Source organism: Micromonospora sp. NPDC047620, from assembly GCF_043205005.1.
In the GTDB taxonomy this organism is placed as follows: domain Bacteria; phylum Actinomycetota; class Actinomycetes; order Mycobacteriales; family Micromonosporaceae; genus Micromonospora.
Genome location: NZ_JBIDDG010000017.1, coordinates 33,692 through 48,938 on the forward strand (window position 1 = coordinate 33,692; position 15,247 = coordinate 48,938).

The following is a 15,247-nucleotide window of genomic DNA, read 5'->3' on the forward strand; positions in this document are numbered from 1 at the left end:
CCGTCCACCGCCTCGCGGAGCAGGTCGGCGTGGCCGGTGTGCCGGCCGTACTCCTCGACGAGGTCGCAGACGAGCCGGCGCAGGCTGGCGTGGCGGCCGTCGGCGTGGCGGCGTGGACGAGTTGGTCGAGCCCGCCGTCGGCCAGGGCCGCGTCGAGCCTCGCGCGGGACCGTTCGATGGCACCGTCCCACAGCGCGTAGAGCTGTTCGGGGGTGTCGGCGGCGGAGGAGGCCAGTCGTTGCCGCCGTCCCAGGCCGTGCCCTCCCACGGCGCGCCGATCGGCTGCCCGGTCAGCTTGGTCGTGAAGGTGCTGTCCTCCACGGCGGCGAGGTGCTTGAGCAGGCCGCCGAGGGTCAGCGAGGAGGCGCCGAAGCGGGTCCGCAGCGCGGCGGCGTCGAGGCCGTCGGCCTTCCAACGGAAGGTCGTACGCAGCCGGTGAAGCGCACCGACGAGATGCTCGACCTCGGTGCCGGCGAGGGGTGGCTCCCACGGGTACTCGCTGTTGGTCATCGGGCCACCGTAGGCCGCGCCACCGACAACCCTGGCCGCGGAGCCGCAGGCCCTGTGCGAACTCGACCTGCGCGTCGACGGACAGGCACCACCGACTGACGAACCGGTCAGCGGCAGAGGGAATCGACGAAGGACTCGAAGTCGGGGAACTCGGCCCGTGCCGCCTCGATCACCTCGGGCACGGTCCGGCGTGCCTGCGGCGCGTAGCGCTCGGCGATCGCGGTGCGGCGGGCGTCCGGGCGGGGGCGGTGCTCGTGGCGCGGCCACATGGTCGCCTCCAGCGGGCCGAAACCACCGGCCAGCAGCCACAGGTAGGCCCCCAGGTCGCCGGCGACGACGGACGTCTCACCTTCGGAGCCGAGGAACACCACCGGCTGGCGGTCGACCGGCTCATCCGGCCGGACCAGCCAGAAGGCGGCCAGTCCGCCGGTGCCGTCCCGGCCGAAGATCCGCAGGTCCACGCCGTCCATCGAGCTGTTGCCGCTCCACGCGTGCCACCATTCGGCGGTCTCGTCGAGGGTGCGAAAGCTGTCGAACGGCTCGAAGTCGACGCCGTCGCCGTCGGCGTAGTCGAAGCCGCCGGCCTGGGCCTCCCGCAGCGCGGCGGGCAGGGTGAGTTGTTCTCCGGTCACCGGCGCACCCTAGCGGAGGACCACGACGAAACGTTCGACATGTCAGGGTTCGGTCGACCACCGACCCGACGACAATGACGTACCTCATATTGACGCAGATCGTCCAGGTGATGCGTCGGCCACTCCCCCCGGGGCGACGCGCAGCCCTTTCTCGGCCGGACGGAAACAGATTGCAATCAAGGGGTAGCGCATCGCTTCCGGTCGTTGCATACTTGCCGCCGACGCATGGGCGATCCCGGCGTGCCGATACCGACCGAAAGGTTATTCCGTGAAGCGCGACCAGTCGCCTGTGCTGCCGGGCAGCGGCGCCACCGACTACGCACGCTATATGCGCACGGACGAGCTGCTCGACCTGCAACGGGCGCCGGCCGAGATGATCCACCGCGACGAACTGCTCTTCCAGGTGGTGCACCAGTCGGCCGAACTGTGGCTCAAACTGGCGGCGGCCGAGTTGACCGAGGCGACCGCCCGGGTGGGCGCCGGAGACCCGGCGGCGGCCGAGGCGCTGCTGGCGCGGGCGACGCTCGCCGTTCGGCTGATCACCGACCAGCTGGAGATGTTCCGGCACCTGTCCCCCGTGGACTTCCAGGCGATGCAGCCCGCGCTGGGCAACGGCTCCGGTGCCGAGTCGCCGGGCTGGCGGCAGGTCCAGGCGGCCAGCCGGCAGCTCGGGCGTGCGTTCGCCGACTGCCTCGCCGACCGGGGCGTCCCGGTGGCGGCGTTGTGCCCGGCAGACCCGGCGGACCCGGTCCACCGGCTGGCCGAGGCGATGGTGGAGTGGGACGAGCGGGTGTCGCTGTGGCGCACGCGGCACTACCAGGTGGCCCTGCGGGTCGGCGGTCACGCTCCGGCCGGCACCCCGGGCAGCCCGGCCACCATGCTCGCCAAACTTGTCGGGCACCGGTTCTTTCCCGATTTGTGGCAGGCCCGACTCAAGCCCACGGCCGACGATTCCAGCGCCGCCCGGCACTGACATCCGCACTCGCCGGCGGTGACCGGCGTCCTCCCATTGTGGTGCCGATTCGGAAATGTCGAGGGGCGCTTCGTGCACGAATTGACGACTTGGTTGTCCGGTACGGCCGACCCGCGCACTTTTCCCTACCCGGCGGTGCTGCGCGAATTCCATCGGGTCGGCAAACACTTCGTCGAAAAGGAACTCCTCGCCCTGCTCGACGAGACGCGGGCGAGGGTGGCCGGCGCGACGGCGGCCGCGGGCGACAACCGGGCGCGGCTGCTGAGCGACTTCCTCGACGTGACGCTCGACAAGTGGGACGGCCGCTACGACTACCGCAGCTACCTGGCCCTACGTCTGCTCCGGCTGCCCTGCGGCACGGACGACCCGCCCCCGGCCGAGGACGACGCCACCGCCCGGCGGGCCCGTGACCGGCTGTTCGTCCGCCTGGTCGCCGACGCGTTGGCCTTCGAGTTGGCCGCCGCCGCCCACACCACCGACCTGCTCCCGCAGCAGCGTCCGGGGCGGCCGGTGGTGACCAAGCGCTGCCGGCTCGGCGTCCGGGCCGCCCTGCCCCCGCTGGCCCGCCTCGGCCTGGTCGGGGCGGTCGGCGACGACGAGCCGGCGACCACCGCCGCCGCGCTGCACGCCGTCGCCGCCGGCCTCGACGCCGACGGGGATCCGCCGCTGCGGCTGAGCATGCTGCCGGTCCACGTGACCCACGACGAATACCTGTTCATCCGGGTGCTCCAGGCGTACGAGTGCCTCTTCGCCGGGGTCGCCGACGAGCTGCGCGTCGCCGTCGCCGCGCTGGCCGGGGCCGCGCCACGTGCGGCGGCCGACCGGCTGGGGTACGCCGGGGACCTGATCGGCGCCGCCGGCCCGCTCTTCTCGCTGCTGGCCACCATGCAGACGGAGTCGTTCCGGACGTTCCGGCAGTACACCGAGGGGGCCAGCGCCATCCAGTCCCGCTCCTACAAGCTCGTGGAGTCGCTCTGCCGTACGCCGGAAGGAGACCGGCTGGACTCGGTGGCCTACCGGTCGGTGCCGGAGGTGCGGTCCCTGGTGCGGGCCGGCCAGCCGACGATCGACGAGGCGTACCGGTCGGCTGTGCGTGCGGGCCGGCTCGACGGCGCGGGCCGCATGCTGGTGGCGCGGCGGATGGAGACGTTCGCCGGGGCCCTGTCGCAGTGGCGGCGCACGCACCACCGGATCGCCACCCGGATGCTCGGTCCCCGCTCGGGGACCGGCTACACGGAGGGCACCCCTTATCTGGCTGCGGTCCGCGACGTGCCGGTCTTCACGGCCGTCACCGCCGGTTCCCGCCCGGTCGACCCGATTGGAGGCCGCACCGCATGAGTCGATCCCACCCCGCGCCCGGGCCTGACGCGCCCCGGTGCCTCGACGCCGCCGCGCAGGCCGCGCTGCGCGCCGAGTTTCCCCTGCTGGAGACCTGTGTCTACCTGAACAACAACTCCACCGGCGCGGTGCCGCGGGGCGCGGAGCGGGTGCTGCACGACTACTGGGAGACGCTGCGCACCTGGCGGGACGACGTGTGGCAGGGCTGGCACGTCGGTCTCGACCGGTACGCCGACTCGGTGGCCGCCCTGATCGGCGCACCGCCGGGCAGCGTGGTCACCGACGCGAACCTGAGCACCCTGCTCGCCCGGGTGGCGTCCTGTTTCGACTACCGCCCGCCGCGCGACCGGGTCGTCACCACCGACCTGGAGTACCCGACGGTGCCGTTCGTCTTCCGGGCGTTCGGCCGCTACGGCGCCCGCCTCGACGTGGTCGGCACCGGCGGTCCCCACCTCGACCAGGAGGCCCTGGAGGCGCGCCTCGACGAGCGGACGCTGCTGGTGTGCGTATCGCACGCCAGCTTCACCTCCGGCGCCACCGTCGACCTGCCCCGCCTGGTCGCCCGCGCCCACGACGTCGGCGCGCTGGTGGTGGTGGACGCCTTCCAGACCGTGGGGGTGATGCCGGTGGACGTCACCGCCCTCGGTGTCGACGTCGTCCTCGGCGGCGCGCACAAGTGGCTCTGCGGCGTCGGCACCGCCTTCCTCTACGTCCGCCCCGACCTGGTGCCGCAGCTGGCGCCGGCCGCGACCGGCTGGCAGGCCGGCGACCGGGCGTTCACGTTCCAGCCGTCCACCGGCTGGGCGCCCGGCGCCCGGCGGTTCGCCGGCGGCACGCCGTACCCGGTCACCTCCCTGGTCTCCCAGGTCGGCCTGGACCTGCTGGCCGGGATCGGCACCGAGGCCATCCGGCGGCAGTCGCTGGCCCTCACCCAGCGGGTCGTGGACCGGGCCGGCGAGGCCGGCATCGCGGTGGTCAGCCCCACCGCGCCGCATCGCCGCGGCGGCGTGGTGTGCCTGGACGTCCCCGACGGCGAGGCGGTGAAGCGGCGACTCGCCGCCCGTGACCTGATCTGCAGTTGGCGCGGCTACCTGCGGATCGGTCCGCACGTCTACAACACCCTCGACGAGGTCGACGCGTTCATGGACGCGCTGGAGAAGGAGCTGCACCGGTGACCGTCACCCTCTCGCCGCGGGCGCTGATGAGCCTGCTCGCCAACGGGCCCAAGGCCATGGACGTGCTGGAGACGGCGTTCGGAATGGGTTTGCTCGACGCGCTGGAGCCCGGGCCCGTCCGTCTCGACGCGCTGGCCACCCGGTTCGGGGTCCGCCCGCTACGGCTCTACAAGTTCCTCGACTGCCTGGAGAGTCTGGGCTTCCTGACGCGCGACGAGCCCGACGACGACATCGGCACGACCAGCTACCGGGCCCTGCCGGGGCTGCGCGACGCGGTCGCCGCGGTGGTCGGCCCCGGCGCGGTCGAGCGTGACCGGGACGGCTATCCCTGGCGTCGGCTGCACGGCCGGCTGCCCGATAGCCTGCGCGGCCAGGTCAGCATCGGCGACGACGACTTCGCCTGGCCGCCGAAGACCGACGCGCAGACCGCCGACTTCGAGCGCAGCATGGCCGTCGGGCTGGGACCGGTGATCGAAGCGGTGCGGCGGCACGCCGATCTGCTGTGGCCGGACCGGCGTCGCCTGCTGGAGGTGGGCGGCGGCGACGGGACGCTCGCCGCGCACGTCCTCGACACCGCGCCGGGCCTGCGGGCCGACGTCTACAACCTGCCGGCGGTGGCGCCGTTGGTGGCGGCCACCCGGGTCGCGCGGGGGCACACCGAGCGGCTGGGGTTCGTCGGCGGCGACTTCCTGACCGAGCCGCTGCCCAAGGGGTACGACGCGATGTCGTTCGTGCGGGTGCTGCACGACTGGCCGAACGAGGTGGCCCGCCACCTGGTGGAGCAGGCGTACGCGGCGCTGGAGCCGGGTGGGCTGCTGCTGATCTGCGAGGAGTTCCGCACCCCGGACCGGCTTGCCATGCAGTTCTTCTGGAGCTACTTCCTGATCGGCGTGGACAGCTGCGTCAGCCGGCTGCGCGAGGCGGAGTTCTACACCAAGCTGCTCGCGGAGGTCGGCTTCGAGCGGGTGGCGGTGCTGCCCGGCACCTGGGAGCTGGTCGTCGCGTACAAGCCGGCCCCGGTCGGCTGACCGATCCCGCCCCGGCGGTGCCTTCGGCCCTCTTTCGTCGCCTTCCTGGCCTGGTCGAACAGCAAGGTCACCCTTGTCGCGCCTGACCGCAGGGCCGGCGCAGGTCTCGACACGTCCGGAGGAGGGCGGATCACCCGCACCGGGTGGGGCGGGCTCACCCGGGTGCGGGACAGAGTGGTGGCCCACGACAGGCAGGGAGGGCACCATGACGCTCCGTTCCAAGGTCAACATCGCACCGACCGACGACGTGCCACTCAAGCCGGCCTACGGCTACCGACTGCGCCGGCAGCGGCATCCGATCGGTGTCCGGGGCGGGCCGCGCCGAGCCCCGCGCGGCTACCGACTGCCCGACGGGGAGCGGCAGCAGATCCGCGCCGCGTACGAACTGCGGGAACGGCAACTGGTCCGGGCCCTGGTGACCGCCGCCCGGCAGCCCGGCGACGCGGCGGAGAACCTGGCCGGACAGTTGGAGCAACGGCTGGACGCACTGGTGCACCGCGCCGGCTTCGCCCGCAGCGTCGGCGAGGCCCGCAGCCTGGTCGAGCACAACACGTTCACCGTGAACGGCGGCAAGGTCAACCGGCCCTCGTACCTGGTGCGACCGGGGCAGATCATCCAGGTACGCCCGGAGCGGCAGTGCCCCACACCGGCCGTGGTCGCCGCAGGCGGGTTCCGCGACGTCGAGGCCCCGCCGTACCTGCAGGTTCGACCCGAGGAATTCACCGCGACGCTGACCCGGGAGCCGCGCCGGCAGGAGGTGCCCGACCTGCGCGACGTCCCGCTCACCGTCCGGTCCGGCTAGTGCGGTGCCCGCTGCCGGGCGCCGGGTGACGTCCTCGCCGCCGACCCCAGCCCCTCGTAGAGCGGGTGCCGGTCGGCGAGCCAGGCGACCCGGGACCGCAGCGCCTCCGGTGGATCCTGGCAGGTCAGCGCTGCGCCGATGATGTCGGCGACCTCGTGGATGCCGGACGTGGCGCGATCGTCGCGCTTCGACGGTGGCGGCTACCGGCCGGCGGCGAGGTCGCCGAGGGTGACCGGCTGCGCGAGCGGACGGGACGCCGACCCGGCAAGGTCCGCCCGGGTCGGCGCCCGGCCCGCCTCCCGTGCGGTCAGGCAGGCGGTGGCGTAGCCGCAGACCCGCCCCTGGCACCAGCCCATCCCGGCCCGGGTCAACAGCTTCACACCACGCGCGTCGCCGGCACCCAACTCCCGCAGCGCGTGCCGCACCGCGCCGACGGGCACCTCCTCGCAGCGGCAGACGAGGGTGTCGTCGTCGCACCAGGCCGGCCACGCGCTCGGCACCGGATGCACGGCGTGGATCGCCGCCGCGAACCGACGCAGCCGCCGCCGCGAGCGCAGCAACCGGTCGTGCCGCCCCCGCGGCCACGGCAGCGGACGTCCCAGGGACAGCGCGACGGCGCCGCCGGCCAGCTCACCCTCGACCAGCGCCAACCCGACGCCGCCCACCCCGACGACCTCGCCAGCGGCGTAGACGCCCGGCACCGAGGTCGCCTGCGCCTCGTCGACGGTCAGCACCAGGCTCCCGTCGGAGTCCAGCCGGGTCGCGCAGCCCAGGGTGACCCCGAGGTCGATCTGGGGGGTGAATCCGAAGCCCACGGCCAGGCCGTCACACACCAACTCGACGGCGGTGCCGGGCAGCACCGACCCGTCGGCGGCGACCGAGGCGACCGTCACCGCCGCCAACCGGTCGGTACCGTGCGCGGCCACCACCGCCGTCCGGCGGCGGTACGGCACCCGGTGCCGCAGCATCCGCCACCCGTAACGCCCGGCCTCGGCGATCTTGCCGGGCACGCCGAGGACCGCGGGGAGCTGACGGGCGTAACCGATCGGGTCGTTCGCCTCGCAGACACCGACGACGCTGCCGCCTGCCGCAGCCAGGCCGGCGGCGACCGGCAGCAGGAACGGGCCGGTGCCCGCCACCACGATCCGCCGGGCGAAGACCACATCCTGGCCCTTGAGCAGCGCCTGGGCGCCACCGGCGGTGACCACCCCCGGCAGGTCCCAGCCGGGGAAGGGCACCACCCGGTCATAGGCGCCGGTGGCGATGACCAGCCGCCGCCCACGCACCACCTCGGAGTTGGTGTGGACGGCGACACCCGACTCCCCGGCGGTGGCGTCGGCCTCGACGAACCAGACGGCCGAGTCGGCGCGGTAGGTGACCCGGTGGAGGTGGGCACGCAGCCGGACGAAGGTGGACCAGTGGTGGTGCCCGTCGCCGCCCGCATCGGACCGGTGCCGCCAGAACTGTCCGCCCGGTCGCGCCGCCGCGTCGAGTACCGCCACGCGGCAACCGGCCTGCGCCGCGGCGGCCGCGGCGGCCAGACCCGCCGGCCCGGCGCCGACGACGACCACGTCGTAGGTGCTCATGTCGGCTCTCCCTCGTCGGTTTCGACGACATCGCCGGGCCGGGCGACCGTCAGACAGGCCCGCTGGGCCGGCACCCCGTTGACCCGCACGAGGCAGTCGAAACACACCCCGATGCCGCAGAAGACGCCGCGGGGCCGGCCGTCGATCCGGCTGCGCCGCCAGGCGAGGACGCCAGCGGCGAGCAGCGCCGCGGCGATGCTCCGCTGCCCGTCGGAGGGGATGGGACGGCCGTCAAAGGTGAACATCGTGGCGCTCCGGGGCGAACGGTCGCAGGTCGATCCGCGGGGAGCCGCCGGTCAGCAGTGCGGCCACGGCGTGCCCGGTCGCCGGGGCGAGGCCGATCCCGGCCCCCTCGTGACCGGCCGCGTGGTGCAGGCCGGGGACCCTGGAGTCGGCTCCGATCAGCGGCAGGTGATCGGGGCTGTACGGCCGGAACCCGCGGTAGGCGCGGATCGCCGAGACCGAGCCGAGGACGGGAAAGAGCCGTACCGCACCGGCCGCGAGCTGGCGCAGCGCCCGCAGCGAGAACGTCCCGTCGAAGCCCACCCGCTCCCGGGTGGAGCCGATCAGGATCGTGCCGGCCCTGGTCCCCTCGACCACCGGCGACACCTCCAGGTCGGTGGACTCCCGCCCGACGTTGGCGACATATCCGGCCGCGTACACCTTGTGGCGGACCAGGGGCGGAAGCGGCGCGGTGACCAGGACGAAGCCGCGCCGGGGCAGGATCGGCAGCCCGACCCCGGCCAGCCCGGCCACGTCGGCGGCCCACACGCCGGCGGCGTTGACCACGGCCGGGGTGTGCACCGGCCCGCGGTCCGTCACCACCCCACGGATCGCACCGTCGGCGCCGCGCAGCAGGCTGGTGACGGTGGTCCCGGTCAGCACGCGCGCCCCGGCGGCGCGCAGCAGGTGCGCGGCGGCGAGCATCGGCTGGACCTGCATGTCCTGCGGGTAGTGCACGCCACCGGTGAGATCCTTCGCCAGGTGCGGTTCGTAGTCGGGCAGCGCGCCGGCGGGCACGTCGTGCGTCTCGACTCCGGCCGCCCCCTGGCCGGCGGCGAACGCGCGTAACGCGTCGTGCTCCGCCGGCGAGGCGGCCACCACCAGGCCGCCCTTGTGTTCCAGCTCGATACGGTGCTCGCCCAGGGCGTCCCCGAGCTCGCGCCACAGCTCGACCGAGTGTCGGGCCAACGCCAGCTCCGGTCCGGGAGGCTTGTCGGAGACCAGGATGTTGCCCTCACCGGCGCCGGTGGTGCCGCCGGCCACCCCCGCACGTTCCACGACGGTCACGGACAGCCCGGCGCGGGCCGCGTAGTAGGCGCAGGCGGCACCGACCATGCCCGCCCCGATGACGACGACGTCGGTGGTGGTGGTCACGAACAGATCCGGTGCATCCACGCCTCGACGTCGCTCGCGTGGCGGGGCAGGCCGTCGGAGAGCATCCGGTAGCCCTCCGCGGTGATCAGGATGTCCTCCTCGATGCGGAAACCCAGGCCCCGCAGCTCCGCCGGAATGAGTTCGTCGTCCGGCTGGAAGTACAGGCCGGGCTCCACGGTGAGCACGTGACCAGCCGCGAGCGTGCCGTCGAGGTAGCTGCTGGCGCGGGCGGCGGCGCAGTCGTGCACGTCCAGTCCGAGCATGTGGCCGGAGCCGCACAGCGTCCACCGCCGGTAGAGCCCGCTGTCCTCCGCCAGCGCCTGCTCGGGCGGGCAGGGCAGCACCCCCAGGTCCGCCAGCCCGTACGCCAGCACGGTCATTGCCGCCCGGTGGAACGCCCGGAACTCCGCGCCCGGCCGCAGGCACTCCAGCGCGGCGTCGTTGGCGCGTCGGCACAACTCGTACAGGTCGCGCTGCAGGGGCGTGAACCGACCCGACACCGGCAGGACCCGGGTGATGTCGGCGGTGTACAGCGAGCGGGTCTCCGCTCCGGCGTCGAGCAGCAGCAGGTCGCCCTCACGGACGGGACCGTCGTTGTCGGTCCAGTGCAGGGTTGCCGCGTGCGCGCCGGCCGCCACGATCGACTGGTAGCCGACGTCGTTGCCCTCCAGCCGGGCGCGCTGCCAGAACACGCCCTCCAGATACCGCTCGGACGTGCGCATCGCCATCGGCAGCGCCCGGACCACGTCCTCGAAGCCACGGGTGGTGGTCGCCACGGCCTGCTCCAGTTGGGCGATCTCCCAGTCGTCCTTGACCAGTCGGAGTTCGGCCAGCACCGAGGCGAACTCCGCGTCGCCGTGCCCGGCCACGTCGACCAGGGCGTCGACGCTCTGGTCGACGCCGCGCAGCACCCGGGTCGGGGTTCCCGAGGTGGCCAGCGTCGGGGCCAGCTCGGCGATGTGCCGGGTCGGTATCGCCAACCGTCGGCGGCTCTCCCCCAGCGTGGGACGTCGGCCGGCCCACAGCTCGCCGTAGACCCGGTCGCGGAAGAACTCGCCGTTCGTCCGGTCCGAACGGGGGCGGAGGAACAGCGTGGCGTCCCCGTCCGCCTCGATGACCAGCACCCCGTCCGAGGACTGGTCGCCGGTGAGCCAGGTGTAGGCCGAGTGCGGCCGGAACGGGTAGTTCTGGTCGTTGGACCGCTGCTTGTGACCACCGGCGGGGACCACCAGCCGCTCGCCGGTGAACAGCTCGTGCAGCCGGGCCCGCCGCGCCGCGGCCCACCCGGCCACGTCGTCGGCGGGCAGGTCGTGCTGCTCGGTGTCCGCCCAGCCGGTCAGCATGAACTCGTTCAGCGCGGCGCTGACCGGAAGATCGTGGCTGCCGGTACGCAGATCGGCACGTGTCAAAGGGACTCCTTGACGAGGCGGGGCGGCGCAGCGGGTCGCGCTGGTGCCGCGAAGGTGACCGTACGTGTCGAGGTGTAGAAGTCGAGGGCGGCCGTCCCCTGTTCCCGGGGGCCGTAGCTCGACGCCTTCTCGCCGCCGAACGGGGCGTAGTGGTCCACTCCCGTCGTCGGCGCGTTGACCCGGATCAGGCCGGTGTCGATCCCACCCGCGACGGCGAGCAGCGCCTCGACGTCCCGACCGTGCACCGAGGTGACCAGTCCGTAGCGGACGCCGTTGACCACCTCGACGGCAGTGGCCAGGTCAGGCACGCTCGACACGGTCGCCACCGGGCCGAACGTCTCCTCCCGCGCGACGCGGTGCGCCGGATCCACCCGGTCGAGCAGCGTCGGCCCGACGAAGAAGCCGTCGCCGTCGGCGTGGCCGCGCACGTCCCCGGTCAGGACCCGCGCGCCGCGTGCCCTCGCGGACTCGACGACGTCCCGCACCCGGTCGCGGGCCGCCGCGTTGATCACCGGTCCGACGGTCACCTCGTCCTCGGCCGGGTCGCCGAACCGCAGGCCGGCCACCGCCGCCACCAACGCCTCGGTGAACTCCGCGGCGTCGCCGACCACGATAATCCGGCTCGTGGCGGTGCATTTCTGCCCGGCGTACCCCATGGCGGCAGCGGCCAGCAACGCGGCGGTGTGACCGACGTCCGCGTCGGGCAGCACCACGGCGGCGTTGTGGCCGCCCATCTCCGCCTGCACGGGTGTCCCGGCACCGGCGGCGAGGACCGCGACCTGCGCGCCAACCGCTGCGGATCCGGTGAACGACACCACGTCGCTGGCCTCGACGAGCGCCCGGCCCGTCCCCGCGCCGCCCGGTACGACGCCGAGAAGCCCCTCTGGAAGCACTCCGTCGAAGAGGTGCCCGACGGCCTCCCCGCACGCCAACGCCTCGGGCGAGGGTTTGATCAGCACCGCGTTGCCTGCGGCGAGCGCGGGGGCGGCCTTCCACAGTGGGATGGCCAGCGGAAAGTTCCAGGGGGTGACCAGGCCGGCGACGCCGCGTGGGCGGCGTTCGGTGTAGAGCAGGCCGGGCTGGCTGGCCGGCAACGACGGTGCCAGTACGTCACCGGTGGCGGCGAAGCACATCTGGGCGTAGTAGTCCAGGATCGCTGCGCCCCGGTCCACCTCGGCGCGAGCCTCACGGACCGGCTTGCCGACCTCGCGGACGAGGAGATCGGCGATCGCCGGTGCCCGGTCACGCAGCCGGTCGGCCGCCGTACGCAGGGCTGACGCGCGTGCCGCCGGCCCCTCGCGGTGCCATCCGGCCTGTGCGGCCCGCGCCCGCGTCACCCGTGCCCTGACCTCGTCGGCGGACACCTCCGCGCGCTCGGTCAGGACGTCGTCCGGACGCTGCGGCGAGCAGCTTCTGATCACATTGGTCACAACAAAAATCCCGCCGGAAATGGGTCGTCAGGGTCGAGGAAATGCTGGCCCGTGCCGGTCAACCAGGCCCGCCCGGTGATCGTCGGCACCACCGCCGGCCGTCCGGCCACGGTCGTCTCGCCGACCAGGCGGCCGATGAACCGGGTGCCGAGCAGCGATTCGTTGACGAACTCCTGCTCCAGGGCGAGCAGCCCCCGGGCGTGCAGTTGAGCCATCCGCGCGGACGTGCCGGTGCCGCAGGGCGACCGGTCGAACCACCCCGGATGAATCACCATGGCGTGGCGGGAGTGGCGGGCGTCGGACCCGGCACCGGCCAGGTAGACGTGATGGCACCCGGATATGTCCGGCCGGTCGGGATGCACCGGGGGGTCGGTGACGTTGATCGCGCCCATGACGGCCAGCCCCACGTCGAGCAGCCGTTGCTTCTCGGTCCGGTCCAGCCGCAGCCCCAGCTCGGGGAGATCGAGGATCGCGTAGAAGTTGCCGCCGTAGGCCAGGTCGTAGCGGATGGGGCCCAGGCCGGGCACGTCGACCGAGGCGTCCAGCGCCACCGCGAACGACGGCACGTTGCGGATGGTCACGGCGGTGGCTCGTCCCGCGGTCACGGCCACGGACGCCTCCACCAGCCCGGCCGGCGTGTCCAGACGTACGGTGGTCACCGGCTCGGTGACCTCGACCATGCCGGTCTCCACGAGGACGGTCGCCACCCCGATCGTGCCGTGGCCGCACATGGGCAGGCAGCCGGAAACCTCGATGTAGAGCACACCGATGTCGGCGTCCGGCCTGGTCGAGGGCTGCAGGATGGCCCCTGACATCGCCGCGTGACCCCGCGGCTCGTACATCAGGAACGTCCGCAGGTGGTCGAGATTGGCGCTCAGGTACTCCCGGCGCTGCGCCATGGTGTCGCCCGGGATCACCGGAACGCCGCCGGTCACCACGCGGGTGGGCATCCCCTCTGTGTGCGAGTCGACCACATGGATGACGCGGCTGGTGCGCATCAGCGGTGCCCGGCGGCGAACAGTCGCTCGGTGATCTCCCGAACGGTCGCGGCCGACTCCGGCGACAGGGGCTGGCGGGGCTCGCGGGTGGGGCCGCCCGCCCGGCCCACCACGTCCATGGACAGCTTGATGGCCTGGACGAACTCGGTCCGGGAGTCCCAGCGCAGCAGCGGGTGCAGCGTTCGGTACAACGGCACCGCCGTCGCCAGGTCCCCGGCGACGGCCGCGTCGTAGAGGCGTCGACAACTGGACGGGAACGCGTTCTGGTAGCCGCCGATCCAGCCGACCGCGCCGGCGACCAGCAGTTCGAGGGCCACGTCGTCCGCGCCGGCCAGCACGTCGAGCCCCGGGGCGAGTTCGGCGATCTGGTAGGCGCGACGGACGTCGCCACTGAACTCCTTGACCGCGACGACGAGGCCCTCGTCGTGCAACCGAGCCAGCATCGCCGGGGTGAGGCCGACACGGGTGTCCAGCGGGTTGTCGTAGGCGATGATCGGCAGGCCGGCCTTCGCCACCTCGCGGTAGTGCGCCAGAACGGACGCGTCCTCCGCCCGGTAGGCGTTGGGTGGCAGCAGCATCACCGCGTCGCAGCCCGCGTCGGCCGCCTGCTCCGCCCACCGTCGCGCCTCGTCCGCGCCGTAGGCGGACACACCGGGGATCACCGAGAATCCGGGCGGTGCGGCCTCGACCGCGGTACGCACCACGGCCGCGCGTTCCTCGGCACTCAGCACCTGGTACTCGCCGAGTGAGCCGTTCGGCACGACCCCCCGGCAACCGTTCTCGGCCAGCCACCCGACGTGGGCTGCGTAGGCGTCGACATCGACGCCGAGGTTGGGTGAGCGGAACGGCAGTGCCGTCGCCACCAGGACACCTCGCCAGGGCACAAGCTCCACAATGCCTCCAGTAACATGTGATATTTTACTGTAGCAGCGCCGAGCGCGGGAGCCAAGAGAGGATCTTGGGGAAAAGGGAAACAGCGGCGACCGGCACCGGGCTACCGGCGGTCGCGTCCCGCGCGAAGGTCCGTGGTCCGGCAGCCGGCGGCTGCCTACCGTTCGGGGCGGGCCGCCCAGATGCCCCGCACGTGCCGCAGGTGCCGCCGCATCAGGTCGACGACCCCCTGCCGGTCCTCCGCCGTCAGAAGGTCCACCAGGTCGACGTGCTCCTCCGCCGAGCCGACCAGCCCACCGCTCCCGGCCAGAGCGTCGAGCCCGTACAGCCTGGTGCGGTTGCGCAGGTCGGCCACCGTGTCCACGAGCCGCAGGTTACCGCCGGCACGCAGCAGGGTCAGGTGGAACTCGGCGTCCGCCTCGATGTATCCGACGATGTCACCCCGACTCGCCGCGTCGACCACGGCCTCAGCCAGGGCCCGCAGGTGCGCCAACTGCTCCGGCGCGAGCCGGCCCACCTGATCGGCCACCACCGGGATCTCCAGCAGTTCCCGCATCTCCGTGATCTCGTCGAGTTCGCGGTCGGAGAGCGCCCTGATCCGGAAGCCCTTGTTCTTGACGATCGTGATCAGGCCCTCCTTGGCCAGATCGAGGATCGCCTCTCGGACCGGTGTCGGAGAGACCCCGAACTGGGTCGCGAGGGTCGGTGCCGAATAGATCGTGTCCGGCTTGATCTGGCCCGCCACGATCGCGGCGCGGAGAGCCTGCGCCACCTCCTCGCGGAGGCTCTGCCGCCCCTGGAGCGCCACCAGCGCCAGTCCCGCTCCGGAGCCACCGGCCCCACCCACCTGCCAGTCGCCTGCCACGACCACTCCACCCCGGCTCGTCAGCCACCCTCAGCACCGCCGGCACCGTCGTCCCGGTCGCGGTCCACCCCTGCGCCAGCGTTGCCTTCGTCGTCCCGCAGGTCCGCCGGGGCGCCGCGCACATCCACCGTCACGGCACCGCAACCCCGGATCCAACGGTCCAAGCCTCCGGTCGACCGTACGCGCTGGGCATGGAGCTTACCGGTCGACCCCACGGCCACCGGACGACCGAG

14 protein-coding genes and 2 pseudogenes are annotated in these 15,247 nt (G+C 73.3%); 5 read left to right on the forward strand and 11 right to left on the reverse strand.

Annotated elements, in window-relative coordinates:
• Window positions 1–56 precede the first annotated feature (56 nt).
• The 3 genes and pseudogenes from ACGF5C_RS21520 to ACGF5C_RS21530 all read right to left on the reverse strand — a co-directional run.
• A pseudogene (locus ACGF5C_RS21520) lies at window positions 57–191 on the reverse strand (hypothetical protein); the annotation flags it as partial.
• 130 nt (window positions 192–321) lie between these two features.
• A pseudogene (locus tag ACGF5C_RS21525) lies at window positions 322–510 on the reverse strand (DUF664 domain-containing protein); the annotation flags it as partial.
• A 107-nt stretch (window positions 511–617) separates the two neighbouring features.
• The gene (locus ACGF5C_RS21530; protein ID WP_393304117.1) at window positions 618–1,142 is read right to left on the reverse strand and encodes an SMI1/KNR4 family protein; all 525 of its coding nucleotides are present in this window, start codon (window positions 1,140–1,142) and stop codon (window positions 618–620) included.
• Window positions 1,143–1,410: 268 nt separating this feature from the next.
• Here ACGF5C_RS21530 and ACGF5C_RS21535 point away from each other — a divergent pair, with 268 nt between their 5' ends.
• The 5 genes from ACGF5C_RS21535 (at window position 1,411) to rpsD (ending at window position 6,458) form a co-directional block, all read left to right on the forward strand.
• Window positions 1,411–2,115: a tryptophan 2,3-dioxygenase family protein gene (locus ACGF5C_RS21535; protein ID WP_393304119.1), complete on the forward strand. Its 705-nt coding sequence runs from the start codon at window positions 1,411–1,413 to the stop codon at window positions 2,113–2,115.
• Between the two features lie 72 nt (window positions 2,116–2,187).
• Complete coding sequence (locus ACGF5C_RS21540; protein ID WP_393304121.1) at window positions 2,188–3,453, forward strand: hypothetical protein; 1,266 nt, start codon at window positions 2,188–2,190, stop codon at window positions 3,451–3,453.
• Entirely contained in the window at window positions 3,450–4,628 is a 1,179-nt protein-coding gene (locus tag ACGF5C_RS21545) for an aminotransferase class V-fold PLP-dependent enzyme (RefSeq protein ID WP_393304123.1), read from the forward strand. Before ACGF5C_RS21540 ends, ACGF5C_RS21545 begins: the two co-directional genes overlap by 4 nt.
• Window positions 4,625–5,656 carry a methyltransferase gene (locus ACGF5C_RS21550; RefSeq protein WP_393304125.1) on the forward strand — a complete coding sequence of 344 codons (1,032 nt, stop codon included), beginning with the start codon at window positions 4,625–4,627 and terminating at the stop codon, window positions 5,654–5,656. Before ACGF5C_RS21545 ends, ACGF5C_RS21550 begins: the two co-directional genes overlap by 4 nt.
• A 205-nt stretch (window positions 5,657–5,861) precedes the next feature.
• Window positions 5,862–6,458, forward strand: a complete 597-nt coding sequence (gene rpsD / locus ACGF5C_RS21555; protein WP_393304127.1) for a 30S ribosomal protein S4 — start codon at window positions 5,862–5,864, stop codon at window positions 6,456–6,458.
• Window positions 6,459–6,658: 200 nt separating this feature from the next.
• Here rpsD and ACGF5C_RS21560 read toward each other — a convergent pair whose 3' ends face one another.
• The 8 genes from ACGF5C_RS21560 to ACGF5C_RS21595 all read right to left on the reverse strand — a co-directional run bounded on the left by ACGF5C_RS21560 (window position 6,659) and on the right by ACGF5C_RS21595 (window position 15,014).
• Entirely contained in the window at window positions 6,659–8,044 is a 1,386-nt protein-coding gene (locus ACGF5C_RS21560; protein ID WP_393304129.1) for an NAD(P)/FAD-dependent oxidoreductase, read from the reverse strand.
• A complete protein-coding gene (locus ACGF5C_RS21565) occupies window positions 8,041–8,289 on the reverse strand; it encodes a (2Fe-2S)-binding protein (RefSeq protein ID WP_393304131.1) in 249 nt (82 codons plus the stop codon). The genes ACGF5C_RS21560 and ACGF5C_RS21565 overlap by 4 nt, the downstream gene beginning before the upstream one ends.
• Window positions 8,276–9,421: an NAD(P)/FAD-dependent oxidoreductase gene (locus ACGF5C_RS21570; protein ID WP_393304133.1), complete on the reverse strand. Its 1,146-nt coding sequence runs from the start codon at window positions 9,419–9,421 to the stop codon at window positions 8,276–8,278. Before ACGF5C_RS21570 ends, ACGF5C_RS21565 begins: the two co-directional genes overlap by 14 nt.
• Window positions 9,418–10,830, reverse strand: a complete 1,413-nt coding sequence (locus ACGF5C_RS21575; protein ID WP_393304135.1) for an aminopeptidase P family protein — start codon at window positions 10,828–10,830, stop codon at window positions 9,418–9,420. The genes ACGF5C_RS21570 and ACGF5C_RS21575 overlap by 4 nt, the downstream gene beginning before the upstream one ends.
• The gene (locus ACGF5C_RS21580) at window positions 10,827–12,260 is read right to left on the reverse strand and encodes an aldehyde dehydrogenase family protein (RefSeq protein ID WP_393304137.1); all 1,434 of its coding nucleotides are present in this window, start codon (window positions 12,258–12,260) and stop codon (window positions 10,827–10,829) included. Before ACGF5C_RS21580 ends, ACGF5C_RS21575 begins: the two co-directional genes overlap by 4 nt.
• On the reverse strand, window positions 12,257–13,258 hold the full coding sequence (locus ACGF5C_RS21585; protein ID WP_393304139.1) for a proline racemase family protein: 1,002 nt from the start codon (window positions 13,256–13,258) through the stop codon (window positions 12,257–12,259). The genes ACGF5C_RS21580 and ACGF5C_RS21585 overlap by 4 nt, the downstream gene beginning before the upstream one ends.
• Window positions 13,258–14,121, reverse strand: a complete 864-nt coding sequence (locus tag ACGF5C_RS21590) for a dihydrodipicolinate synthase family protein (protein ID WP_393304141.1) — start codon at window positions 14,119–14,121, stop codon at window positions 13,258–13,260. Before ACGF5C_RS21590 ends, ACGF5C_RS21585 begins: the two co-directional genes overlap by 1 nt.
• Before the next feature lie 185 nt (window positions 14,122–14,306).
• Window positions 14,307–15,014, reverse strand: coding sequence for a GntR family transcriptional regulator (locus tag ACGF5C_RS21595; RefSeq protein WP_393304143.1), 708 nt, complete (start codon window positions 15,012–15,014; stop codon window positions 14,307–14,309).
• Window positions 15,015–15,247: the final 233 nt, after the last annotated feature.

Coding starts and splice junctions, on each gene's coding strand:
- ACGF5C_RS21545 (WP_393304123.1), top strand. CDS start 3,450: ATGAGTCGATCCCACCCCGCGCCCGGGCCTGACGCGCCCCGGTGCCTC.
- ACGF5C_RS21585 (WP_393304139.1), bottom strand. CDS start 13,258: ATGCGCACCAGCCGCGTCATCCATGTGGTCGACTCGCACACAGAGGGG.
- ACGF5C_RS21565 (WP_393304131.1), bottom strand. CDS start 8,289: ATGTTCACCTTTGACGGCCGTCCCATCCCCTCCGACGGGCAGCGGAGC.
- ACGF5C_RS21560 (WP_393304129.1), bottom strand. CDS start 8,044: ATGAGCACCTACGACGTGGTCGTCGTCGGCGCCGGGCCGGCGGGTCTG.
- rpsD (WP_393304127.1), top strand. CDS start 5,862: ATGACGCTCCGTTCCAAGGTCAACATCGCACCGACCGACGACGTGCCA.